This is a genomic window from Lysobacter claricitrinus (assembly GCF_045866565.1).
Lineage (GTDB): Bacteria > Pseudomonadota > Gammaproteobacteria > Xanthomonadales > Xanthomonadaceae > Cognatilysobacter > Cognatilysobacter claricitrinus.
Map to the genome: position 1 here is coordinate 875,105 of NZ_BAAFZV010000001.1, position 24,569 is coordinate 899,673.

Genomic DNA, 24,569 nt, shown 5'->3' on the forward strand with positions numbered 1-24,569 from the left:
ACGCGAAAGTGACGCAAATCGGCCATGCCCGGCCCGGGCGGTCAGGCGCTGACATTCGCCGCGCGGCCCTGTTCAGGAATGCACGCGGTCCGCGCTGCGCGACAATGCGGGCGTATTTCGAGGCTTAGCGATGAGCGATTCCTTCTACCGGTTCGACGTGATCGTGGTCGGCGGCGGCCATGCCGGCACCGAGGCCGCGCTGGCGTCCGCGCGCGCCGGCGCCCGCACGTTGCTGCTGACGCATTCGATCGAGACGGTCGGCGCGATGAGCTGCAACCCCGCGATCGGAGGCATCGGCAAGGGGCACCTGGTCAAGGAGATCGATGCGCTCGGCGGCGTGATGGCGCGCGCGGCCGACGCCGCCGGCATCCAGTGGCGTCGCCTCAACGCGAGCAAGGGCCCGGCGGTACGCGCGACGCGCTGCCAGGCCGATCGATCGCTGTATCGCGCGTACATCCGCCGCGCGGTCGAATCGCAGCCCAACCTCACGCTGTTCCAGGCCGCGGTCGACGACATCGGCTTCGACAACGGTCGCGTGTCGTCGGTGCTCACACAGACCGGCCTGCGCTTCTTCGCGCCCGCGGTTGTGCTCACCGCCGGCACCTTCCTCGCCGGCAAGGTGCACATCGGCGGGACGACGTACGCGGCCGGTCGCGCCGGCGATCCGCCGGCGACGACGCTTGCCGCGAAGCTGCGTGAAGGCCCGTTCGTCGTGGATCGATTGAAGACCGGCACGCCGCCGCGCATCGACGGCCGCACGCTCGACTATTCGGTGATGGACGAACAGCCCGGCGACGATCCGCGCCCGGTGATGTCGTTCATGGGCTCGACCGCCGACCATCCCGCGCAGGTGTCGTGCTGGATCACGCACACCAGCGAGCGCACGCACGAGATCATCCGCGGCGCGCTGGATCGCTCGCCGCTGTATACCGGCCAGATCGAAGGCATCGGCCCGCGCTACTGCCCGTCGATCGAGGACAAGGTGGTGCGCTTCGCCGAGAAGGCGAGCCACCAGATCTTCGTCGAGCCCGAAGGGTTGGACGTTGCCGAGATCTATCCGAACGGCATCTCGACCTCGCTGCCATTCGACGTGCAGCTCGATCTCGTGCGTTCGATCCGCGGCTTCGAGAACGCGCACATCACCCGCGCCGGCTACGCGATCGAATACGACTTCTTCGATCCGCGCGGCCTGAAGACGACGCTGGAAACGAAGTCGATCGGCGGCCTGTTCTTCGCCGGCCAGATCAACGGCACGACGGGTTACGAGGAAGCCGCGGCGCAGGGCCTGCTCGCGGGCGTCAACGCCGCGCGCTTCGTGCGCGGCGAAGCCGGCTGGAGTCCGCGTCGCGACGAGGCCTACCTCGGCGTGCTGGTCGACGACCTCACCACGCATGGCACGAGCGAGCCGTACCGCATGTTCACCTCGCGCGCCGAGTACCGCCTGCAACTACGCGAGGACAACGCCGACCTGCGCCTGACGCCGACCGGTCGCGATCTCGGCCTGGTTGACGACGAACGCTGGCAGCGCTTCGACGGCAAGCGCGAGTCCATCGACCGCGAGACCGCGCGTTTGCGCAGCACATGGGCGGCGCCCAACAACGCGCTCGGCCGCGAGATCGCCGACGCGCTCGGCATCGAGATCAGCCGCGAAGCGAACGCCATCGACCTGCTGCGCCGTCCCGAACTCGACTACGCCGCACTGATGCGCGTGCCGTCGCTCGGGCCGGCGGTCGACGACGCGACCGTGGCGGAACAGGTCGAGATCGACGCCAAGTACTCGGGCTACCTCGACCGTCAGCGCGACGAGATCGAACGCGCACGTCGCAACGAGGACACCGCGATTCCGGAGGCGTTCGATTACACGAACGTGCGCGGGCTCTCCGCGGAAATCCAGCAGAAGCTCGAGCGCGTGCGGCCGCAGACGGTGGGGCAGGCGCAACGCATTCCCGGCATGACGCCCGCGGCGATCTCGCTGCTGCTCGTGCACCTTGTGCGCGCACGGCGCGAACGCGTCGCCTGATCGCCAAGGCGTGTTGTTTCGCCGCACAGCGGCGCGGCTTGAGCCCTACGACGCGCGCGTCGTCCGCTGCACCGTGTGTGTGCGGCACCGACAGCGTCGCCCCATAGCGGGATGTTTCGCCGACGTATGCCGATGCGTCGTGCCACCGACGAACGGGCGCGCACGCGGCGGGCCCTGATGCATCAGATCTCCACCGGCGCGCCCATCTCGACCAGGCGATTGCCCGGAATCCGGAAGAAGTTGCTGGCGGCCGCCGCGTTGCGATGCATGAAGACGAACAGCAGGTCACGCCAGATCGGCATGCCGCGACGCGGGCTGGCGACCACCGTTTCGCGACTGGCGAAGTAGGTGGTCTCCATCGGGTCGAAACAGATCGCGCTGCAGTCGGCCGCGCGCATCAGAGCAAGCGGAACGTCCGGGGTTTCCATGAAGCCGAAGCGCAAGGTCGCGCGATGGAAGCTGTCGCCGATCGGGCGGATCACCAACCGCTGGGCCACCGGTACGAACGGCATCGGCTTGGTGTCCACGGTCAGCAGCACGTTGTGCTCGTGCAGAACGCGGTTGTGCTTGAGGTTGTGCAGCAACGCCTTGGGCACGACGGACGGCTGCGACGTGAGGAACACCGCGGTGCCGGGCACCCGCAGCGGCGGCGCGAGCATCAGCGAATCGACGAACTGCTCGGCCGCGATGCCGTCCTTCAGTACTTCGGCCTGCAGCAATTGCCGGCCCCGCCGCCACGTGCGCAGCACTGCGAACACCAGCACGCCCAGCAGCAGCGGGAACCACGCGCCGTCGAAGAACTTCGCGAGGTTCGCACCGAGGAATGCGAGATCGACGCCGATGAACAACGCGACCAGGGGCCAGTAAAGCGCCGGTGGCAGCAGCGGACGATGACGCGTGGTGACGACCAGCAGCACGCTGGTGATCAGCATGGTGCCGGTGACCGACACGCCGTACGCGGTGGCCAGCGCGGTCGAACTGCCGAAACCGATCACCGTCGCGATGGTGCCGATCATCAGCATCCAGTTGATCGCCGGCACGTAGATCTGGCCGAACGCGTCGCGCGATGTCTGGCGGATGGTGAGCCGCGGCAGGTAGCCGAGCTGCACCGCCTGGCGCGCCGCCGAATACGCGCCGCTGATCACCGCCTGCGATGCGATCACGGTGGCGAGCGTCGACAGGCCGACCATGGGATACAGCGCCCAGGACGGCACGCCGAGGTAGAACGGGTTGTCGATCGCATGCGGATGCGCGAGCACCAGCGCGCCCTGGCCGAGGTAGTTGAGCGTGAGCGCGGGCAGCACAACCAGTGTCCATGCCCACTGGATGGGCCGGCGACCGAAGTGGCCCATGTCGGCATACAACGCTTCGCCACCGGTGACCGCCAGCACCACCGCGCCGAGGATGAAAAAGCCGTGCGGACCGTGCGACGCGAAGAACCGGATCGCCCACACGGGATTCAACGCCGCGAGCACCTGCGGGTGCATGGCGATGCCGCGAACGCCGATCACGCCCAGCGCGACGAACCACACGACGAGCACCGGTCCGAAGGCCTTGCCGACCGCATCGGTGCCGAACCGCTGCGACGCGAACAGCACCACGAGCACCGCGATGGTGATCGGCAGCACCCAGTGCGACAGCGCGGGTGCAGCGACCTCGAGGCCTTCGACCGCCGACAGCACCGAGATCGCAGGCGTGAGCACGCCGTCGCCGAAGAACAGCGCCGCGCCGAACACGCCGAGCAGGCCCACCACGTAGATGCCGCGCGTGCCCTTCAGCGTGCGCTCGGCCAGCGCCGACAGCGCCATGATCCCGCCTTCGCCGTCGTTGTCCGCGCGCATGATCACGCCGACGTACTTGGCGGTGATGACGATCATCAGCGCCCAGAACACCAGCGACAGCAGGCCCAGCATGGTCGGCGCGTCGGGTGTCAGGCCGTAATGCGGCAGGAACGCTTCCTTGATCGTGTACAGCGGGCTGGTGCCGATGTCGCCGAACACCACGCCAAGCGCGCCGAGCGCGAGCGTGACGAAACGCCCCTGCGGCGCATGGGCGTGGGTCTGTGGGGGGTCCGTGCGCACGGGGCGCTCCGTCGTGGATCGGGTGCGCAGTCTCGATCCGCCGTGCGTAAAGCCGAAAGACCGCCAGCGCCGGGGGCGCGTAAATTCAGCATAAATTCGACGTTTCGCCGGCACGCGATCCGTGCACGACGGCGACAATGGCGCGACTCCGAGGCCGACCGACGTGAACGCTCCACCGCTCGCCCGCCCGCAACGCAACGCCGTCGCGTACATGGTCGCCGTCGCCGGCAGCATGGCGGCCGTCGCGCTCGCGCAGCTGCTGCAGCGCTGGCTTGGCGTCAACGACCTGTCACTGGTGTTCATGCTCGCGGTGCTGGTGGTGGCGTCGCGCACGCATGCCGGGCCGGCCGCGCTGACCGCGCTGCTGTGCTTCCTCGCCTACAACTTCTTCTTCATGGAGCCGCGCTACACGCTGTACATCGGCGCGCGCCATGGCGTCGCCACCGTGCTCGCGTTCCTGGCCGCCGCGCTGCTCGCGGGGCGCCTCGCGGCGCGTCTTTCGGAGCAGCTCGACGCGCTCGGTGAAGCGCAGCGCCACGCCATCGCGCGGCAGGCGCTCGGCCAGCAGCTCGCGGTCGCCGCCGACGAGGCCGCGGTGGTGCGCGCCGCGCACGACGGTTTCCGCCACGCGCTCGATGCCGATGTCTGGCTGCGACTGGACGGCGGCGCGCATCGCGAGACGGTCGAAGACCAGGGGTGGTGGGTGCTGCCACTGCGCACGCCCGATCGCGTGCTCGGCGCGCTCGGGCTCAAGCTGCCGGACGGAACGCCGCGCATGGAACCGCGCGAGCGCGACGTGGCGCGCGCGATGGTCGACGACGTCACGCAGGCGCTGCTGCGGACGCGACTGGTCGCCGAACTCGAAGCGCAGCGCATGACGGCCGAAACCGAGCGCCTGCGCAGCGGTCTGCTCGCATCGGTGTCGCACGACCTGCGCACGCCGCTCGCGTCCATCATCGGCGCGGCCGAAAGCCTGGAAACCTGGGGAGACGACATGGCTGCCGACGATCGCAGCGCGCTGCTCGCCACCGTGCGCGAGGAAGGCCTGCGACTCGATCGCTACATCCAGAACCTGCTCGACATGACGCGGCTGGGGCAGGGCGTTGCACCGGTTCGCGACTGGTGCGGCCTCGACGAACTGATCGGCGCCGCGATCGCGCGCGTGCAGCGGCATCGACCGCACGCGAATGTCGACGTCTGCGTCGAAGCCGCGTTGCCACCCGCCTTCGTGCAGGGCGCGTTGATCGAGCAGGCGCTGCACAACGTGATCGACAACGCACTGAAGTTCGCCGGCGACGACGAGCCGGTGCAGGTCGACGTCCGCCATCGCGATGGCGCGTTCGAAGTCGATGTGGTCGACCGTGGCCCCGGCATTCCCGAGGCCGAGCGCGAGCACGTGTTCGAGATGTTCCATCGCCTCGCGCGCGGCGATCGCGGCCCGTCCGGCACCGGGCTTGGCCTGGCGATCACGCGCGCGATCGTGCTCGCGCACGGCGGCGCGATCGCGATCGACTCGCCGGCGAATGGCGGTGCACGCGTGCGCATGACGCTGCCCGCGGTGGAACCCGCATGAGCGACGCCACGCCCGCGCGCGTGCTCGTGATCGACGACGAGCCGCAGATCCGCCGCTTTCTCGACATCTCGCTGCGCACGCAGGGCTATGCGGTGATGGCGGCGGCGACGGCCGACGAAGGCCTCGCGCGGCTCGCCACCGAAGGCGCCGACCTGGTCATCCTCGACCTCGGCCTGCCCGACCGCGACGGCATCGACGCGCTGCGCGAACTCCGGCAGTGGTCGAACGTGCCGGTGATGGTGCTGACGGCGCGCAGCGACGAGGACGAGAAGGTCGAGGTGCTCGACGCGGGCGCCAACGACTACGTCACCAAGCCGTTCGGTATCAAGGAACTGATGGCGCGACTGCGCGCGCTGCGTCGCGCGCAGGCCACGGCGGACGGCGAGCCGGCGGTGTACGACGACGGCGAGCTGCGCGTCGATCCGCTGCGTCGCGAGGTGTCGCTGCAGGGGCGCGCACTGACATTGACGCGCAAGGAGTACGTGCTGCTGTCGTTGCTGGTGCGCCATGCCGGTCGCGTGGTCACGCAACCGCAGCTGCTGCGCGAGGTATGGGGCCCGACCCATCAGGACGACACGCACTACCTGCGAATTCTTGTCGGCAAGCTGCGACAGAAGCTCGGCGACGACGCCGCGCACCCGCGTTGGATCGCGACGGAACCCGGCGTCGGCCTGCGCTTTCTCGGTCGCGGCTGATCGCCCGGCCCCATACGCGAACGCCCGCCGATTGGCGGGCGTTCTGCATCGCGATGACCGCGAGGTTTACTGCAGCGACGCGCGCGGCGGCGACTGCTCGGAGCCGACCTGGCCCTTCTGCTTCTTCAGCAGTTCGATCTGGTCAGAGTCCATCTGCAGCAGTTCCTTCTTGCGCGCTTCCATCCGGGTACCGAGCTCGTCCAGCTCCTCGCGGCTCAACACCTTGCGCGCGGTCTTGAACATCTCGGTTTCTTCTTCCTTCGCGTGGTGCTCGACCAGCTCCTTCAGCACCTTCGCGCGGCCGCTGAAACGGTCGCTGGTGACGTCGGTGGCGAGCAGGTCGGGCAGCACCAGTTCACCCGCGGCGCGGTGCTCTTCGAGCGCTTCGAAGACCATGGCTTCGTCATCGGACTCGCCGACCGCTTCCTTGAACGCGGGGTAGAAGATTTCCTCTTCGATCTGCGTGTGCACGTCGAGTTCGAGGCGGATCTTCTCAAGCAGATCGACGCGGGTCTTCTCGGCGCGCTTGGTGGTATCGGTCAGCTGCGAGAGCAGGCCGCGCACCTTCTCGTGGTCGGCCTTGAGGAGTTCGATCGCATTCATGCAGTCACCCGTCCGGTGCAGGGAGGAAGGCCCCGGACGATGCCAGCGACGGCGTGAGGTCGGCGTCAGGTGTCGGAGGCAATCCGTTCGAACTACGCTCGCGATCGTCAACGCAGTGAGTGATTGCCGCTTGCAGCAATTTTCCTGTGTGTACAGCTCGCTGCGCCCGACGTGCGGTGTTTCGCGAACGAACTTGGCGAACGGCCGCCCTGCGGGCCACGCCGTCGCCGTGGTCGCGCACGCAGCAGGATGCATCACGTCATTCCGACGCGCGACTGAAGCGTTAATCGTCGTCGACGGCATGTCATCGCGCACCAGAAACTCGCTGGGCACCGCACGCGCAGGCGCCGCATTCCGGCGGCGTCGTCGAACCGTCGCAGCGCACCAGCAGGACCGCGCGCCGCGCGGATGCCTTCACGATTCGTCGCACTGAACGGGGGTAGCGTCGCCGTCCGACCCGCCCGACGGGTCCTTTTCGACACGTCGCAGCATCCATCGATGGAGACGACCGCATGAACGCCAGAACCCCGCTCGCAATCGCCGCTGCCGCGCTGGTGATGTTCGCGACCACCGCGTGCAACCGCAACGCCGATACCCCGCCCGCCGACACGACGCCCGCGGCGGACACCGCGGCCACGACGCCCGCGCCAGCGACCACGCCGCCCGCCGACACGTCGACCACGCCACCGCCGGCCACCACCCCGACCGCGCCGCCCACCCAGGCGGAAGCACTGGCGACGCTCAACGCGGTCAATGACCACGAGATCAAGCTCGCCGAACAGGCCAAGAGCAAGAACGTCACCGGCGACGTGCTGGCGTACGCGAACCTGATGCAGACCGAGCACGGCAAGAACATGGCCGACACCAAGGCGCTGCTCGACAAGAACGGCGGCGCGCCGGCCGACACGCCGGCGATGGCCGACATGAAGAGCAAGGGCGACGCGGAGACGCAGCAGCTCGCCGCACTCGACGGCGACACCTATGCGAAGGCCTACATCGACGCGATGGTGAATGGCCACCAGGACGTGTTGGGCAAGCTCGACACGATGCTGATCCCGGCCGCCACCGACGACGCCGTCAAGAAGCACCTGCAGATGACGCGCGACCACGTGCAGCAGCACCTCGACAAGGCCAAGGCGATCCAGGCGAAGCTCGGTGGCTGACGCGCAGCAGGCGATGGACGAGGACCCGCGCTCCGGCGCGGGTCTTTTTTTTGGGCGCCGCGCGGACGGATGTCGATCCTGGATATGGGTCGCGCGACACCGCATTAGGCGCCGCGACGCGGTATCCGCGCGTGGTGTGCGCGTGCGGGTGCGCAACGACAACTGCAACGGCACGTCGTCGACACGCGGCGTCCGCTTCCGTCCGATTGCGCTCGCACGCCGCCGCCGAATGGGCCACCCACCGCTCCGCCTGCGCGTAGCCCACGCGGGCAACGCCGATTACCAGCGACCTGAGCGCAACGCCACCGATGGTGACGCGTGAAACGCCACCGCAACAGCAGCCGCAGCGCCGACGCGACCCGTCAGCCGACAGGACGCCTCAACGCAGCCCGCCAGTCACCCGGGACGCCGCATCCACGCGTGTATTCGCGACGGCATCGTGGCGACGGTCGCGATGATGGCCGTCGTTGGGCGGCGTCAGCACCGCGCCCTGGCCGGGTTGGTCGTGGCGGTCGTCGGGCTTGCGCAGCTCGCCGCGCTCGAAGCGCACTTCCTCGTTGTTCGGATCGTCGCCATGCAGCTTGGTCATCGCCGTACTCCGCGCAGGGACACGTCGCGAGGCTAACGCGCACCCTGCTGCCGTCGCGTGATCGTCACTTTTCCTTGCGGTAGTTCAGCGACGCGCGGCTCTCGACCGTGCTCGACTCGACAGTGAAGTCGACGCCGCGGCGGATCAGGTACTTCAGCGTCAGCACCTGCCCCGCGCCGAACAGCGACACGCCGTAACCGACATACAGCCGGGGCGACAGGTACTTGCCGATGCCGAGCACGCTCGTGCCGAGCGTGCGGCTTTCGGTCACGCCCGCATCGTCGAGCCCGAGCCGCGCGCCGAGTTGCGACGCCAGCAGGCTGCCGCCCGCCGACAGCGCTGCGCTCGCCGCGGTGATCTGTTCGCCCTGTTCACCGCCCAGCGTCGGCAACGGCCGGCCCAGCGCGAGGTACGACAGCGCCTCGGACTGCGTGCCACCGTCGCTCGACCACACGTTCGCGCGCGGCCGCGAGGCGCGGCCGGTGACATCGATACCGGCGGTGACGCTGCCGACGTCGCGCTCGGCGCGGATATCGAGGATGGGGTCGCCGATGTCGCCGCCCTGCCAGACCAGATGCCCGCGGGTGACGTCGAGCTTCTGCCCGTACGCGACATAACGACCGCTCACATCCATCTGCCCGCGCGCCGACGTCGCGCTGCCGGGCGTGCTGTGCACCTGCACGCGGCCGGTCAGCTTGCCGTCGAGACCGAAGCCCTGCAGGCGCACGTCGTTGCCGGCGACGAGCGCGAGGTCGAGCGCAAGCGGCGTCTTCACTTCCGTCTTCGCATCGACCGGATCCAGCACGACGACATCCGGCGACGCGCTGACCGGACCATCGAGCCGCTCGAGCATCAACAATGCCGACGGCACCACGACCGTGCCGGTGACGCTGATCGGCTGGCCCGCGGCGGTGCGCACCTGCACGTCGGGGTTGGCGACGGCGCGCAGCTCGCGCGTGTTCGATACCTGCACGTTGCTGCCGCGCAGGTTCAGCTGCAGCGGCGCCCCGGTGTCGCGCCAGCCGAGGCGGCCGTCGATCGCGAGTACGCCCTCGCCCGAGCGCACGTGGCCGTTGATGCGCGCATTGCCGTCGGCGCCCGCGTCCAGCGTCGCGACGCCATCGGTCAGGGTGACGCCGAGCGCCGGCATCTCGGTGGTGAAACCGGTCAGCTGCGCGTGGCCACCGAGTGCCGGCGCGGTCCACGTGCCGGCGAGGGTGACGCGGCCGGCGAGGCGCCCGCGCGGATCGACGATGTCCGGCGAGAACAGCTCCATCCAGGTCAGCTCGTCGGTGTCGACGCTGATGTCGCCCGACAGCGGCGCGTACGCGGCCCAACCGGTGGCGACATGGCCCTGCACGTGGCCGCGATCGAACAGGCCCGAGGTCAGGTCGACCTGCAGGCGCTGCGGATCGAACGCGACGCGTGCATCGAGCGCGCGCCAGCGCAGCACTTCGTAGGCCTGCGTCGCATCGAGGCGGAACCCGCCCTGCGGCGAAGTGACGTGTGCGGTGCCACGCCACGATGCGCCGACGCGACGCAGCTGCGCCTGCGCATCGACGGTGCCACCGACCAGCCACGGCGTGCCATCCGCGCGCGCCGGCAGGTAGCCGGCGACGAGCGTGAGCGGCAGCGCGCGCGCGGTGACGTCGGCGCCGCGGCGCGGCCAATCCGCGTTGCCGCAGAGCTCGCCGCCGGCCGATGACCGCAGGCAGGTCGCATCGAGCGCGATCACGCCACCGCCGAAGCGCAGCTGCGTCGCGTGCGAGAGTTGCCACGCCGCGCCGCGCGTGGGCGACAGTTGCAGCGTCGCGACATCCGCCAGCCACTGCGAGCCCGCGTGGCGAAGCGCGCCGCTGACCGACGCCCCGCCGAATTCGCCGTGCGCGTTGGCGCGCAGCTGCAGCGCTTCGACCGCGCCGCGCGCGTCGGCGTCGAGCGCATCCAGCGGCATGCCCAGTTGCAACCCGCTCCCGTGCACGACCAGCGCGCCCGGTGCGCCGCCGGCATGCCAGGGCAGGCGGCCTTTCGCGACCAGCGTCGATGCGCGATAGCCGGCGAACGCGACGTCGCGACCGTCGAGATCCGCGGTCACGTCCGGCGCCGTGCGCGGACCACTGACATGCAGCGTGCCGCGCACCACGCCGCGTGCGTCCGGCAGCAGGTCGGCGAGTTGTACCGGCGACAGGCGCGCGTCGATGTCGAGGCGATCGCCGACGCGGCCGCGCGCATCGAGGCGGCTGCTGCCCGCGGTGAGCTGCACGTCGCCGTCGACGTCGCTGCCGCGCAGGTGCGCCTTGCCGTGGCCGGCGAGCGCGCGGCCACGCAACGTGCCGCCGATGCGCGGCACGTCGAAGGTCGCGTCGAGCACGCCGGCGCGCCCCGGCGTGCCGGCGGAACGCGACCCGCGCGTGTGCAGCGATGCATCCACCGCACCCGGCCAGCCGTCGAGCAGGAACGAGGGGTCGAAGCGTTGCAGTTGCACGTTGGCGTCCCAGCGCGCGAGCGGCGCGAACCCCGCGTTGCCCTGCGCGAGCAGCCGGCCGCCGCCGACGTTGAGCGCCACCACGCCGCGATACAGCCCGTCGTCGAGCGCGACGTGCGCGCTGCCGCCCATGCGCCGCGCACGCAGCGTGCCGCCGACCTGCGGCACGTCGACGATCGCGTGCAAAGCGCCTGCGTCGTCGCGATGCCCGGTGGTGGCGAGCGCGCCATGCAGCGCGCCGCTCCAGCCCGGTGCGAAATAGCCGGGATCGAAGCCGGCGAGTTGCGCGTGCAGGTTCCAGTCGAGCTGCGGGCGTGCGGTGATGCGACCGTTCGCGTCGAGCACGCCGGTCGGCATGCGCGCTTCGAGCCGCTGCACGGTGAGTTCGCTGTCTCGACCGGTGCCGGCGAGCGTGACCTGCGCGCTGCGCCCGCCGCGTGCGAGCGTGCTGCGCCCGTCGACCGTCCACGCCGCCTGCGTTCCCGCGACGGCCATGTCGGCGTCCGCGACGACCTGCGCCGCACCGTCACCCCAGCGCAGGCCGCGCGCCGCGATCGTGTAGTCGACGCGTGCGTTGCGGCGCGCGCCGAAATCGCCGCGGCCGCGCACCAGCACGCGCCCGCCCAGCACTTCGACATCGAGCGGCGCGAACGCGAGCACCTGCTGCTCGAGGTGCAGCGTGGACGGATGTACGACGACGCGCGCATCGCCATGCACCAGCGAACCCTGCAACGTGCCGTCGCCGCCGAGGCCGCGTGCGTCGAAGTCGAGATCGGTCGTCTGCGGCGGATCGCCGGGCGTTCCCGACAGCGCGGCGGTGTCGAGGCCGTGGCCGCTCGCGTGCAGCACCCAGCGCGGCCGCTCGGCGCCGCGCAACGTCAGCGTCGCGCGGATCGTTCCGGGCGCTGCGCCCGCGAGCGCGACATCCATCGCATCCAGGTCGCCGCGCGCGACGAAGCCGAGGCGCAATGGCGTGCGCGAGTCCTTGACCGGCACCAGCGCGGTGGCCAGCAGGTCGGTGCGATAGCGATTCACCGGCGCATACGTGCCGTTCAATGCGAAACGGCCGCGATCGCTGTCGATGTCGACATGCGCGAGCGTGAGCTTGCCGGTCGCCGCGTCGAGCCCGCCGCGCACGCGCCGGATGTCGATCAGCGGTGCGGACTGCCGCGTCACGCGCAGCCCATCGATGCGGATGTCGTCGGCCTGCAGCGACAACGGCGGTGCGATGCGCGGCAGCGAGTCGGGCCAGCGCGGCAGTTCGAACGGCGTGGTGCTCGGCGGCAGGTCGAGCGTCGCGTTCTGCACCTGCATGGCGTCCAGGCGCAGGCGACGGCCGAGCAACGGTCGCAGGGCCGGGTCGATCGTGACGCGTTGCGCGGCGAACGCGATCTTCTTCCAGCGGAAACGCACGTCGTGCAACGTCATCGGGCCCGATGCCGGGCCTTGCGCGCTCGTCCATTCGAGCGACGCATCGGCGGGCAAGCGCGCCTTGATCTGCGCGAGCAGCAGGTCGCGGCCGGCGATCGTGGTCAGCAACCAGTACGCGAACGCGACGATGACCACGAGCATCACGCCGCTGCCGATCGCGCTGCGGATGCCGAGCTTTCGCATACGCGCGCGACGCAACGCACGCAGCTCGAGGATGCGCGCCTCGCGTTCCTCGGGCGTCGGCTCGCCCGCATTCGTGCGTGGCGCGTCGGGCAACGGGCTCACAGTTCCGCTCCCAGGCTGAGGTAGATCTGCAGCGGCGAATCCGGCGAATTCAGGCCGTGCGCGAGGTCGACGCGCACCGGTCCGACCGGTGATTTCCAGCGCACGCCGAAGCCGACGCCGGTGTGCAGGTCAGGGCGATCGTCGAATGCGCTGCCGGTGTCGACGAACGCCGCCGCGCCCCACGTGTCGTTGAAGTAGTGCTCGTACTCCGCACTCGCCGTTATGACTTTCTCCGCGCCCACCGCGAAGCGTTGGCCGGGCGCACCGATGCGCGGGCCGACCTCGCGCCAGCCGTAACCGCGGATGCTGCGCTCGCCGCCGGCGTGGAAGCGCAGGCTCGGCGGCAGCAGGTCGGTCGCGGTGTCGCTCCAGGTCTGGCCGACTTCACCACGTGCGATGAAACGGCTGCGCGGACCAAGGCCGCGATACAGGCTGATGGTGCCGTGCGCCTGCACGAACAGCACGCCGTTCACGCCTTCGGCACTGCCTTGGCCGGCGCGCACGAACGCGCTTGCACCGAACCCGCGACGCGGCATCAGGCGGTCGTCGACGTCGACGTAGGTCGCATCGAGTTGCGGATAAACGAACGAGCCGTAGCGGAAGTCGGGCGGCGTCGACGGATCGCCGTCGTCTTCCGCCGCGTACGCCCAGCGCTCGCGCAGCACGTGCACGCCGGCCACCGCATCGAGCCGGCGGTTGATGCGGCCGCTGCGGCTTGCAACGAACTCGACGCGACGGTTGTCGATGAAATCGGTCTGTTCGTCCGCGCCCTGCAGCGCGATGGTGTACCAGCCGTCAACCCACGCGAACGCGGGGATGCGGTACTGCAGCGTGACCGTCTTGCGGCGTTGCGCGTAGTCGAGGTCGAACGTCGCCTTGTGTCCGCGGCGGTTGAGCCAGCGACGATCCATGCCGAGTCGCACGCCCGCGCCGCTGTCGGAACCGTAGCTCAGGCCGACGGTGTAGACCGTGCGCTTGGCTGGCGTCAGCGCGACGTCGATCGGCACGTTGCGGTCGACGGCCTTCTCCGGGTGCACGGCGACGTCGATGCCGGAGAAGTAGTCGAGCCGTTGCAGGGACTCGCGCAGGCGTTCGATGCGCGCCTGCTGGTACGGAGCACCGGGCTCCCAACGCACCAGCTTGCGCAGCAATGTGTCGTCGACGATGGACTTCGGCGTCTGCGTGAACGTGACCGCGCCCATGCGGTAGCGCGCACCGCTCGCCCAGAGCAGGTCGATATTGGCGTCGCCCGTGGCGCGCGTGACCTCGACGCGATGCGTGGTCAGGTCGGCGTCGAAATAGCCGCGTTCGGCGAGCACGCGCGAGATGCGCGTCTTGCTCGCTTCGTAGATCGTGTGGTCGAGCGTCTCGCCGGTGACCGGATGGAACGCATTGACCTGCGCGGTCACAGGCGCGTCGGTCGCTGCGTCGCCCCGCACGTGCACGGATACGCGCCCCACCGTCACTGGCGCACCAGGCGTCACGTCGATGCGCACGGCGTCGCCGTCGCGGGTCACCTTGATGGTGGGCGAGTAGTAGCCGAATGGTTCCAGCGCCGCGCGCGTTTCCGGTTCGACCTGTTCGAGCAGGTAGGCGAGACGGCGATCGCCGAGGTCGGTGCCCGCTTCGTCGTTGATCGACAGCGACTCGACGACGTTCGTCGTCATCACCGCATCGAGGCCACGCACCTCGACGCGCGCGATGCGCGCCGCCCACGCCGGAAAGGCCGCGCCGAACGCGAGCAACAGGACGAGGACGGCGCGTCGGGCGCGCGGGCAGTGCGGCATCCGGTCAGGATAGCGACGGCCGCGTTAAAGCGGCCGTGACGGTGCCGGCGTCAGGTCGACAGGTACTCGATGGCGGCGACGCTGCCGAGCCGGTCGGCGAGGCGCTGCAACAACGCAAGGCGGTTGCGACGCACCGCGGCGTCGTCGACGTTGACCATCACCTTGTCGAAGAACGTGTCGACCACCGGGCGCAGCTGCGCGAGGCGCGCGAGCGTGCCCACGTAGTCGCGCGAGTCGAGCAGCGGGTCGGTGTCGGCGATCGCGACGTCGACCGCGCCGGCGAGTTCGCGCTCCGCATCTTCCGCGTACAGCGACGGATCGAGCGTGCTGGCGACGTCGCCTTCGGCCTTGCGCAGGATGTTGCGGATGCGCTTGTTCGCCGCAGCCAGCGCTTCGGCTTCGGGAAGCCGCGCGAACTCGCGGATCGCGGCGAGGCGTGCGTCGAAGTCCGGCAGCGATTCGTGCACGGCGTTGAGCACCGCGTCGAACTGCTGTGGGGTGATGCCGCGGTCGGCGTAGTAGCCGCGCAGGCGGTCGTAGACGAAGTTGGTGACGTCGTACGCGCTGGCATCCGTGGACTGCACCGGCTGCAGCGCGACCGCGCGTTCGACCAGCTCATGCAGCACGAGGTCGTGCCCGCCTTCGAGCAGGTTGCGCGCAAGGCCGAGCGCATTGCGACGCAGCGCGAACGGATCCTTGTTGCCGGTCGGGCGCAGGCCCGCCGCGAAACCGCCAGCGAGCGTGTCGAGGCGTTCGGCGATCGCGATCACCTGGCCGAGCGTGGATTCGGCGAGCGCGTCGCCGGCGAAACGCGGCATGTAGCCTTCGTCCAGCGCCTGCGCGAGTTCGTAACGCGCGGTGTCGCCGACATCGGCGAGCGCGTCGTCGTGCAGCGCGTAGTAGCGGCCGGCGATGCCTTGCAATTCCGGGAACTCGCCGACCATGCGCGACTGCAGGTCGTTCTTCGACAGCTCCGCCGTGCGACGCGCGAGCGCGGGATCGACCTCGACCTCGGCCGCGATGCCTTCCGCCAGCGACGCGACGCGCGCGACCTTGTCGGCGATGGTGCCGAGCTTGGCCTGGTAGGTGACGGTCGACAGGCCATCGCCCATCGCGACCAAGCCCTGCTTGAGGTCCTCGTCGAAGAAGAAGTTGGCGTCGGCGAAGCGCGGACGGATCACGCGCTCGTAGCCCTTGCGCACCTCCGCTTCGTCCTTCGACTCGATGTTGGCGATACCGACGAAGTGCTCGCTCAGGCGATCGCTCGAATCGAGCACCGGAAAGAACTTCTGGTTCGCCTCCATGGTGGCGATCAGCGCTTCCTGCGGCACGGCGAGGAATTCTCGCTCGAAGCTGCACAGCACGGCCTTCGGCCATTCGACGAGGCCGTTCACCTCTTCGAGGATGCCCGGCTCGATGCGCGCGACGCCGCCCACCGAGGCCGCAGCACGTTCGACTTCACCGCGGATGCGGCCGCGGCGCTCGTCGGGATCGACCAGCACCTTGGCCATGCGCAGCGATTCGACATAGTCGGTGGGATCGGTGAACCACACCGGCTTGTCGTGCATGAAGCGGTGGCCGCGGCTCATGCGGTCACCCTTCACGCCGAGCAGTTCGACGTCGACGATGTCGCCGCCGAGCAGCACCACCAGCCAGTGCACCGGTCGCGCGAAACCGAAATCATTCGCGCCCCAGCGCATGGGCTTGGGAATCGGCATGCCGGCGACCGCTTCGGCGAGCACCTCGCCGAGCAGCGACGCGGTCGACGCGCCCGGCTTTACCGCGCGATGCACGAAACGTTCGCCCTTGTTGTCGGTGAGGCGTTCGAGCTGCGTCCAGTCGACGCAGGCCTTCTGCGCGAACCCTTCCAGCGCACGCGTCGGCGCACCGGCCGCGTCGAGCGCGACGTTGAGGTACGGGCCGAGCACTTCCGACTTCTGCTCCGGCTGCGTGGTCGCCACCTTCGGCAGCGCGACGGCGAGGCGACGCGGCGTGTACAGCGGCTTCGCACCGGTGCGGTCGAGTTCGACGCCGCGCTTTTCCAGCCCGGCGACGACGCCGTCGAAGAACGCCTGCGCGAGCGCCGGCAATGCCTTGACGGGCAGTTCCTCGGTGCCGAGTTCGATCAGCAGCGGCTTCATGCGGAGACTTCCTTGGCGCCCTTGGGCTGCGGAACGAAGAACGGAACGTAGTGCGACGCGAACACCTCGAGCGCTTCGCAGCGTTCGACATGCGCGGCGAGCGCGGGCCAGCGCGAGAGATCGACCGGCACGGCGTGGCGGCCGTGCGTGACGTAGCAGGCGACGGTGATGTCGGCGAGCGTCATCGCATCGCCGACGAGCCACTGCCCGCCACGCGCCGCGCAGGCGGCATCGAGTGCGGCGTACGTGCCTTCGATCTGCGCGACGCTGCGCGCGAGCAGCGCGCGCGACTGCGCTTCGGGCGAGTGGAAGATGCGTTCGAGCACGATGGCCACCGCGCGATCGGCCGCACCGCTCGCCAGGCCGATCAGGCGCATCGCTTCGCGGCGATCGCGACCGCCGCGAGGCAGCAACGGCTCGCCGGGCGTCTCGTGTTCGATCCAGTCGAGGATCGACGACGACTCCATCAGCACCTCGCCGTCGTCGAGCACCAGCACCGGCACGCGGCCGAGCGGCGAGTACTCGCGGATCCTGTCGAAATCCGCCCCGACCGACCAGTCGCGATGCTCGAACGCGATGCCGCGCAACGCGAGCGCGATCGCAACGCGACGCGTGAACGGCGAGTCGTACATGCCGATCAGGATCATGCGGCCTCCGCCGGCTTCTTCAGCCCCGGGAAGCCGAGCTTCTCGCGCTGCGCGAAATAGGCCTGCGCCACGCCCTGCGCCAGCTTGCGCACGCGCAGGATGTAGCGCTGGCGCTCGGTCACGCTGATCGCGCGGCGTGCGTCGAGCAGGTTGAAGCTGTGCGACGCCTTGCAGACCTGGTCGTAGGCCGGCAGCGGCAGGCCGAGTTCGATCAGCTTGTTGGCTTCGGCTTCGCAGGCGTCGAAGTGATGGAACAGTTCGGCGACGTCGGCGTGCTCGAAGTTGTACGCGCTCTGCTCGACCTCGTTCTGGTGGTAGACGTCGCGATACGTGATCGGCGTGCCGTCGGGGCCGGTCGTCCAGACGAGATCGAACACGTTGTCGACGTTCTGCAGGTACATGCACAGGCGTTCGAGGCCATAGGTGATCTCGCCGAGCACCGGGCGGCATTCGAGGCCGCCGGCCTGCTGGAAGTAGGTGAACTGCGTGACTTCCATGCCGTTGAGCCAGACCTCCCAGCCCAGGCCCCAGGCGCCGAGCGTCGGCGACTCCCAGTTGTCCTCGACCAGGCGCAGGTCGTGCACCTGCGGGTCGACGCCGAGCGCCTTGAGCGAGTCGAAATACAGCTCGACGATGTTCGGCGGCGACGGCTTCATCACCACCTGGTACTGGTAGTAGCGCTGCAGGCGGTTCGGGTTCTCGCCGTAGCGGCCGTCGGTCGGGCGGCGGCAGGGCTGCACGTAGGCCGCGTTCCACGGCTCCGGGCCCAGCGCGCGCAGGAACGTCGCGGGGTGGAACGTGCCGGCGCCGACCTCGAGGTCGAGCGGCTGGATGAGGACGCAGCCCTTGTCGCCCCAGAAGGCGTTGAGGCGCTGGATGAGTTGCTGGAACGTGGGGGCCGGCATGCGTCGTTCCGTGTGGCTGCGCGGAAAGCGGGCTAGTATAGCGACGGCATTTTCGCCCCCATTTTTCCGGGCCTTCGGCGCCCGATCGCGACGCGCTGGCGTGCCCGCTCCCACCCGTTTCCATGGTCCGTCGGCCGTGACGCCCCCAGTCCTCATTCTCGAAACCGGCCAGCCGGTGGCATCGATGCGCCGCCACGGCGGGTTCCCCCACTGGATCCGCACCGCCGCCGGCCTGCCGCGCGATGGCGCGGTGGTGGTCGACGTCGAGAACGGCCAGGCATTGCCCGCACGCGAAGGCTTCGCCGGCGTGATCATCACCGGCTCCGGCGCGATGGTCACCGAGCGTCGCGACTGGAGCGAACGCACGGCGCAGTGGCTGGGCGACGCCGCGCAGGCAGGCCTGCCGCTGTTCGGAATCTGCTACGGCCACCAGCTGATCGCGCATGCGCTTGGCGGCGAAGTGGGCTGGCATCCGGAAGGCCGCGAAATGGGCACGGTCGAGATCGAACGCCTCGCGCCCTCCAACGACGACGCGCTGTTCGCGCGCCTGCCCGAACGATTCGCCGCGCAGGCCACGCACCTGCAGTCGGTACTCAAGCTGCCCGAGGGCGCCACGTTGCTCGCCAAGTCCGATCACGATCCCGTGCACGCCTACCGCTGGCGCGATGCCGTGTGGGGCGTGCAGTTCCATCCCGAATTCAGCACCACGCACATGCGCGGCTACGTGCGTGCGCGCCGCGAGGCGCTGCATGGCGAAGGCCTGTGCGCGGTGTCGACCGAACGCAGCGTCAGCGCGACGCCGCATTCGCGCCGCGTGCTGCGCCGGTTCGTGAACTTCGCCCGCGACCGCGCGGAGGGCCGCGCATGAACGTGCGCAAGGTGCCCGTCGCGCGTGGCGTGGAATGGATGAAGGAGGCGGTCAACATCGGCCGTCGCAACCCGCGCGCGGTGTTCGGCGCGGCGGTGCTGTTCCTGTGCACGCTGTACTTCGCGTCGGTGCTGGCGGTGCTGCCGGTGGCGTCGCGGTTGCAGGGGCGCAGCGATCTTTCGTTCGGCGAGTCGATCGCGGTGGCCATCCCGCTGTTCGTCGTGCTGACGCTGGTCATGCCCGTACTGCTGGCCGGGCTGATCCACGTGATGCACGAAGCCGAGCACGGTCGGCCGACGCGTGCGCGCGACCTGTTCGCCGCGTTCGGCCACGGCCGCGCGCGTCCGCTGATGACGCTGGGCCTGGTGCAGATCGTGTTCAACGTGGGTTGCGTCGCGCTCATCGTGCTGCTGACCGGGCCGGACTACTGGGCCGAGAGCATGAAGGCGCTGCAGGGTGCGCTGAGCGGGCACGTCGTCGTGCCGCCGGAGCCCGAGCATCCGGTGCTGCTGTTCTTCGTGCAGATCCTGCAGTTCGTCTTCAACTACTTCAGCGCGGCGCTGATGCTGCTGTGCGTGCCGCTGATCGCGCTGTCGAACGTCGGCATCGTCGAAAGCCTGCGTCTCGGGTTCCGTGCGTCGGTGGTGAACCTCGGCGCGAACCTGCTGGCGTCGCTGGTGTTCCTGATCGGCTTCGTGATCGCGGCGGTGCTGGTGACGCTGCTGACCGCGGTCGTCGGCGGCATCGCGGCGCTGATCCACCCGGTGCTGGGCGCGGCGATCGCGCTGGCGGTGTGGGCGGCATTCGCGGTGGGCGTGCTGGTGGTGCTGGTCGCGGTGAGCTACTACGCCTGGCGCGACATGTTCGACGCACCGCCGGAACCCGCCGCCGGCACCCGCATGCAGATCGAAGCCTGATTCAGCGCTTGGCGACCACCGCCGCGGCGACGATGCCGGCTTCGTACAAGAGGCACATCGGCACCGCGAGCATCAGCTGCGACACGACGTCGGGCGGCGTGATCACCGCGGCCACCACGAAGATGCCGACTACCGCGTAGCCGCGCCATTCGCGCAGCTGCGCCGGCGTCACCCAGCCGAGCAGCGACAGGATCACCAGCGCGACCGGCAGCTCGAAGCTGACGCCGAACGCGAGGAAGATCACCGACACGAAGTCGAGGTACTTGCCGATGTCCGGCGTCTGCGCGACGACGTCCGGCGTGAAGCGCGCCAGGAACGCGAACGCCGCGGGCAGCACGACGAAATACGCGAACGCGCAGCCGGCGTAGAACAGCGTCACCGCCGACACCAGCAACGGCAACGCGATGCGCTTCTCGCGCCTGTACAGGCCCGGCGCGACGAACGCCCACGCCTGGTAGAGCAGCCATGGCGCGGTGAGGAAGATCGCCGCCATGAACGCGAGTTTCATCGGCACGAAGAAGCCGCCCGCCGGATCGGTGGCGACCAGGTGCCCGGAATCCGGCAAGGTCTTGAGCAGCGGATGCGCGAGCAGCGTGTACAGCTTGCCGGCGAACGGCATCAGCGCCACGAACACCACCAGGACGCCGACCGCGCCGCGCAGCAGCCGCGCGCGCAGTTCGATCAGGTGATCGAGCAGGCGCGGCGCGTCCGGCGGCAGGTGCGCGTCAGCGCTGCTCATGCGGTGCGTTCGACGACGGCTGCGTGTCAGCGCGCGTCGGTTCGGTCATCGACGCCTCGACGTCGGCGATCTGCGCCTGCAGCGATGCGACGTCGGCGGAATCGGGGACTGTCGGCACGCGCGTGGCGTCTGCAACCTCCGCCGCACGCGTCATCCGCGCTTCGACATCGGCCAGCTGCGCACGCAGCGAATCCTGCGCCTCGCGCAGTTCCTCGCGCGCACGCAGGATGCTGTGCCGCATGTCCTCGTCGGCGAGCTCGTTCTCGAGTTCGTTCTTGACCGCCTGCCACTGCGTGCGTGCGCGACGCAGCCACGTGCCGGCCATGCGCGCGGCCTTGGGCAGGCGCTCCGGCCCGAGCACGATCAGCGCGACCAGCGCGGTGAGCAGCAGCTCGGAAAAGCCGACGTCGAACATGGCGCCGCGCGGGCGCTCAGCGGCGGTCGCGGTCGGTGTCGCTGGTGTCGCGGCTGCGCGCGTCGACGTCGTCGTTGCGACGTTCGTCGCGCAGGTGCTGCGGCGGTTCGTCGCCGCGAACACCCTTCTTGAACTCGCGCACGGCTTCGCCGATGTCCTTGCCGGCAGACTTCAGCCGGCCCGTGCCGAAGATCACCACCACGATGACCAGCACGACCAACCAGTGGGTGAGGCTCCAGCTGCCCATGGCGCTGCTCGCTGCAAAAAATGGAAGACGATCAGGATAACGCAGCGCCCACGGCGGCGTTTACGGCAGCGGTTCCGTCTTTACCGCAGGGTCGGCGTTCTGGAACGGCTGCGGCTTCGGATCGGCGCTGGCCGGCGCGGCGGCCGGCACCGGCGTGCTGCTGCTCGCCGACGCGGTGACCGTGGTGGTCGGCACGACGTTCAGGCTCGTCGTCGCGGAGGCCGCAGCTGCGGGCGTGCCGTTGCGTTCGGCACGTGCGGCGGCGGTGGCTTCCTCGAGCGCGTCGCGGAAGTCGACCAGCGCGTTCGACGGCGCGCCCTTTGCGCGGCCTTCGAAGATCATGCGCGGCGTGGTGCCTTCGCCGTAGGCGAGCTGGTCGGCGACGTCGTCGACCTGCAGTACCGCACCGTCAAGCGCGACGCCGGCGAACAGCCCGCGTGCGCGCGACCACGACCAGATCTCGGCCTTGAGCTGGCCGTCGGTAGCGGTGGCCGCGCTGCGACCGACCGGACCGGCCGCGACCGCGGCATCGGCGCCCAGCGTGACCTTGCCGTTGACGATGGAATCGATGCCGCGCTCGCCGCGGAACACCAGCACGATGTCGGCCGACTGCAGGCCGGCCTGCAGGCCGATCGAGCCACCGGTGAGTTTGACGAACGCCGGCTGCGACCACGTGCCGTCCGCGTTCTTCACCGCCATCACGCCGTGGCCGCGGCGGCCGCCGACCACCAGGCCGATCTTCAATGCATCGGGCACCACGACGATCGCGCGTGCCTCGTCGAGCAGCTTGTCGGGGATCGACGACTCCGGGATCTCGCGGATTTCGCGCAGCACCCGCAGCGCGTTCTGGGCACGGGCGTCTTCGGCGGGGCCGGCCAGCGCGACCGGCGCGGCGACGGCGAGGCTCAGGGCGAGGACGAGGCCGGACAGGCGGGGGCGACGGGCCATGGCAGATACCGAAGTGAGCGGATGGTTCAGGCTAGTGAGCCCGCGATGAATATCAAGCAACCGGTGCGCCGCGCCACCGCACCGATGCGCGGCGACGCATCGTCGCAACCCTGCGCAAGCGCCGCGAGCGGCTGCGCTGTCATGCTATGCGGATGATCGCCGCCGCACCGCGCACCGCGCTTGTCCTCGTCAACCTCGGCACGCCCGACGCGCCCACGCCGTCGGCGGTGCGCCGTTACCTGGCGGAATTCCTGCACGACCACCGCGTCGTCGACCTCACGCGCTGGCTGTGGTGCCCGCTGCTGCACTTCGTGATCCTGCCGGTGCGTGGCGGACCGGTCGCGAAGAAGTACGCATCGATCTGGATGGAGGGCGACGATGGCGGTTCGCCCCTCGCCGTGTACACGCGCCGCCTCGCCCGGGCCGTGCAGGCGGAGCTGCCGGAGGTGCTGGTGATCGACGCGATGCGTTACGGCCGGCCGTCGCTGAAGGACGCGCTTGCGCAGCTGCACGCCGGTGGCATCGAACGCGTGGTCATGCTGCCGCTGTATCCGCAGTATTCGACCTCGACGACGGCGTCGGTTGCCGACATCGTCGATCGCATGCCGTCGCTGCCCACGCGCATGGTCGACGACTACCACCTCGACGCCGGCTGGGTCACCGCCGTCGCTGACAGCATCCGCGCCGCGCGCGCCGGCACGACGGGCGATCGCCACCTGCTGTTCTCGTACCACGGCCTGCCGGAGCGTTTCATCCGTCGCGGCGATCCGTACCAGGCGCAGTGCGAGGCCTCGTCGGAAGCGATCGCGCGGGCGCTCGGGCTCGAGCGTTCGCAGTGGTCGCTGGCCTACCAGTCGCAGTTCGGCAAGGAGAAGTGGGTCGGCCCGTCGACGCGCGACACGCTCGCCGGTTTCGCCGCGCGCGGCGTGCTGGACGTCGACGTGGCCTGCCCGGGCTTCGCCGTCGACTGCCTGGAAACGCTCGAGGAAATCTCGGACATGCTGGCGCACGAGTTCGCGCAGGCCGGTGGTCGCATGAACTACATCCCCTGCCTCAACGACACGCCCACGCATGCGCGCGTGCTCGCCGAGCTCACGCGCCGCGCGTTGGCCGACTGATGCGCGAGATCGCCCTCGACACGCCGTTCGGTCGCCTCGCCGCACTGCGCTTCGGCCAGGGCGGCGCGCCGGTGCTGGCGCTGCACGGCTGGCTCGACAACGCGGCCAGCTTCCTGCCGATGTCGACGCATCTGCCGGGCCTCGACCTGGTCGCGCTCGACCTGCCGGGCCACGGCGCGAGTGCGCACCTGCCGCTGTCGGCGGAGTACACGCTGGTCGCCGCGGCGCGCGCGGTGCTGTCGGCGGCGGATGCGCTGGGCTGGTCGCGCTTCTCGCTGCTCGGTCATTCGATGGGCGGCGCGACGGCGACGCTGGTCGCAGCCGCGGCACCGGAACGCGTCGAAAGGCTCGCTTTGATCGAAGCACTGGGCGGCCTCACCGAAGGCGAGGAACGCACCGCGCTGCGCCTGCGCGACGCGTTCGCAGTGCACGGCGAGCCCGCCGGCTCGCGACGCCGTGTATTTCCCGATGTCGCCACCGCGGTGCGCGCGCGCCTGCAGGCCGGCGGCCTGACCGAGGCGGCGGCGCGTCTGATCGTCGAGCGCGGCCTCGCACCGGCCGGCGACGGCGGCTACACCTGGCGCAGCGATGCGCGACTGACCAAGCCCACCGCCGTGCGCATGACCGAGGGCCAGATGCGCGACGTGATCGCCGCGATCGAATGCCCGGTCAAGCTGGTGCACGCGGTGCCGGCGTTCCGTTTCTTCCCGGCCGACGCGCGCGATGCGCGCGCGGCGCGACTGCGCGAGGTCGAGGTGGTCGGCATCGAAGGTGGCCATCACCTGCACACGGAGATCCCGCAGGCGGTGGCGGCCGTGGTCGCCCCGTTCCTGCGCGGCGGCTGACCCATCGCGCATGAAAAAACCCCGCGCCGGGGCGCGGGGTTGCTGGCGGGTGACGTTCGGCGTGGGG

At 70.0% G+C, this 24,569-nt stretch carries 20 protein-coding genes; 8 read left to right on the forward strand and 12 right to left on the reverse strand.

Going from position 1 to position 24,569, the window contains the following annotated elements:
• Positions 1-130 precede the first annotated feature (130 nt).
• Entirely contained in the window at positions 131-2,020 is a 1,890-nt protein-coding gene (mnmG, locus tag ACKTTN_RS03780; protein ID WP_407908537.1) for a tRNA uridine-5-carboxymethylaminomethyl(34) synthesis enzyme MnmG, read from the forward strand.
• 182 nt (positions 2,021-2,202) lie between these two features.
• Here the strand turns inward: mnmG and ACKTTN_RS03785 are convergent, their stop codons facing one another.
• Positions 2,203-4,101 carry a potassium transporter Kup gene (locus ACKTTN_RS03785; RefSeq protein ID WP_407908538.1) on the reverse strand — a complete coding sequence of 633 codons (1,899 nt, stop codon included), beginning with the start codon at positions 4,099-4,101 and terminating at the stop codon, positions 2,203-2,205.
• 163 nt (positions 4,102-4,264) lie between these two features.
• Between ACKTTN_RS03785 and ACKTTN_RS03790 the strand changes: the two genes are divergently transcribed.
• Both ACKTTN_RS03790 and ACKTTN_RS03795 read left to right on the forward strand, forming a co-directional pair.
• On the forward strand, positions 4,265-5,674 hold the full coding sequence (locus tag ACKTTN_RS03790; protein WP_407908539.1) for a sensor histidine kinase: 1,410 nt from the start codon (positions 4,265-4,267) through the stop codon (positions 5,672-5,674).
• Positions 5,671-6,369: a response regulator gene (locus ACKTTN_RS03795; RefSeq protein WP_407908540.1), complete on the forward strand. Its 699-nt coding sequence runs from the start codon at positions 5,671-5,673 to the stop codon at positions 6,367-6,369. The genes ACKTTN_RS03790 and ACKTTN_RS03795 overlap by 4 nt, the downstream gene beginning before the upstream one ends.
• A gap of 66 nt (positions 6,370-6,435) precedes the next feature.
• Here ACKTTN_RS03795 and ACKTTN_RS03800 read toward each other — a convergent pair whose 3' ends face one another.
• Positions 6,436-6,972, reverse strand: coding sequence for a hemerythrin domain-containing protein (locus tag ACKTTN_RS03800; protein WP_407908541.1), 537 nt, complete (start codon positions 6,970-6,972; stop codon positions 6,436-6,438).
• A gap of 512 nt (positions 6,973-7,484) precedes the next feature.
• Here ACKTTN_RS03800 and ACKTTN_RS03805 point away from each other — a divergent pair.
• Positions 7,485-8,135, forward strand: coding sequence for a DUF4142 domain-containing protein (locus ACKTTN_RS03805; protein WP_407908542.1), 651 nt, complete (start codon positions 7,485-7,487; stop codon positions 8,133-8,135).
• A 379-nt stretch (positions 8,136-8,514) separates the two neighbouring features.
• Here ACKTTN_RS03805 and ACKTTN_RS03810 read toward each other — a convergent pair whose 3' ends face one another.
• From ACKTTN_RS03810 to glyQ, 6 genes are all read right to left on the reverse strand, one after another.
• The gene (locus ACKTTN_RS03810) at positions 8,515-8,724 is read right to left on the reverse strand and encodes a hypothetical protein (protein WP_407908543.1); all 210 of its coding nucleotides are present in this window, start codon (positions 8,722-8,724) and stop codon (positions 8,515-8,517) included.
• A 64-nt stretch (positions 8,725-8,788) separates the two neighbouring features.
• Complete coding sequence (locus ACKTTN_RS03815) at positions 8,789-12,925, reverse strand: translocation/assembly module TamB domain-containing protein (RefSeq protein ID WP_407908544.1); 4,137 nt, start codon at positions 12,923-12,925, stop codon at positions 8,789-8,791.
• Complete coding sequence (locus ACKTTN_RS03820; RefSeq protein WP_407908545.1) at positions 12,922-14,712, reverse strand: autotransporter assembly complex protein TamA; 1,791 nt, start codon at positions 14,710-14,712, stop codon at positions 12,922-12,924. Before ACKTTN_RS03820 ends, ACKTTN_RS03815 begins: the two co-directional genes overlap by 4 nt.
• A 50-nt stretch (positions 14,713-14,762) precedes the next feature.
• A complete protein-coding gene (gene glyS / locus ACKTTN_RS03825) occupies positions 14,763-16,853 on the reverse strand; it encodes a glycine--tRNA ligase subunit beta (protein ID WP_407908546.1) in 2,091 nt (696 codons plus the stop codon).
• Entirely contained in the window at positions 16,850-17,500 is a 651-nt protein-coding gene (locus ACKTTN_RS03830; protein ID WP_407908547.1) for a glutathione S-transferase family protein, read from the reverse strand. Before ACKTTN_RS03830 ends, glyS begins: the two co-directional genes overlap by 4 nt.
• Positions 17,497-18,405 (reverse strand): glycine--tRNA ligase subunit alpha, encoded by a 909-nt coding sequence (glyQ, locus tag ACKTTN_RS03835; protein WP_407908548.1) that lies wholly within the window; start codon positions 18,403-18,405, stop codon positions 17,497-17,499. Before glyQ ends, ACKTTN_RS03830 begins: the two co-directional genes overlap by 4 nt.
• A 136-nt stretch (positions 18,406-18,541) precedes the next feature.
• Between glyQ and ACKTTN_RS03840 the strand changes: the two genes are divergently transcribed.
• Both ACKTTN_RS03840 and ACKTTN_RS03845 read left to right on the forward strand, forming a co-directional pair.
• Complete coding sequence (locus ACKTTN_RS03840; RefSeq protein WP_407908549.1) at positions 18,542-19,273, forward strand: glutamine amidotransferase; 732 nt, start codon at positions 18,542-18,544, stop codon at positions 19,271-19,273.
• Positions 19,270-20,190: a hypothetical protein gene (locus ACKTTN_RS03845; protein WP_407908550.1), complete on the forward strand. Its 921-nt coding sequence runs from the start codon at positions 19,270-19,272 to the stop codon at positions 20,188-20,190. Before ACKTTN_RS03840 ends, ACKTTN_RS03845 begins: the two co-directional genes overlap by 4 nt.
• Before the next feature lies 1 nt (position 20,191).
• On the opposite strand, the gene tatC is transcribed toward ACKTTN_RS03845, so the two are convergent.
• From tatC to ACKTTN_RS03865, 4 genes are read right to left on the reverse strand one after another with little or no spacing between them, the layout of a single operon-like run.
• Positions 20,192-20,929 carry a twin-arginine translocase subunit TatC gene (tatC, locus tag ACKTTN_RS03850; protein ID WP_407908551.1) on the reverse strand — a complete coding sequence of 246 codons (738 nt, stop codon included), beginning with the start codon at positions 20,927-20,929 and terminating at the stop codon, positions 20,192-20,194.
• On the reverse strand, positions 20,916-21,344 hold the full coding sequence (gene tatB, locus ACKTTN_RS03855; RefSeq protein WP_407908552.1) for a Sec-independent protein translocase protein TatB: 429 nt from the start codon (positions 21,342-21,344) through the stop codon (positions 20,916-20,918). The genes tatC and tatB overlap by 14 nt, the downstream gene beginning before the upstream one ends.
• A 16-nt stretch (positions 21,345-21,360) precedes the next feature.
• Positions 21,361-21,591, reverse strand: coding sequence for a Sec-independent protein translocase subunit TatA (gene tatA, locus ACKTTN_RS03860; RefSeq protein ID WP_407908553.1), 231 nt, complete (start codon positions 21,589-21,591; stop codon positions 21,361-21,363).
• Positions 21,592-21,651: 60 nt separating this feature from the next.
• Entirely contained in the window at positions 21,652-22,539 is an 888-nt protein-coding gene (locus ACKTTN_RS03865) for a lipid-binding SYLF domain-containing protein (RefSeq protein ID WP_407908554.1), read from the reverse strand.
• 146 nt (positions 22,540-22,685) lie between these two features.
• Here ACKTTN_RS03865 and hemH point away from each other — a divergent pair, with 146 nt between their 5' ends.
• Positions 22,686-23,657, forward strand: a complete 972-nt coding sequence (gene hemH, locus ACKTTN_RS03870; protein WP_407908555.1) for a ferrochelatase — start codon at positions 22,686-22,688, stop codon at positions 23,655-23,657.
• Positions 23,657-24,502, forward strand: a complete 846-nt coding sequence (locus ACKTTN_RS03875; protein ID WP_407908556.1) for an alpha/beta fold hydrolase — start codon at positions 23,657-23,659, stop codon at positions 24,500-24,502. The genes hemH and ACKTTN_RS03875 overlap by 1 nt, the downstream gene beginning before the upstream one ends.
• Positions 24,503-24,569: the final 67 nt, after the last annotated feature.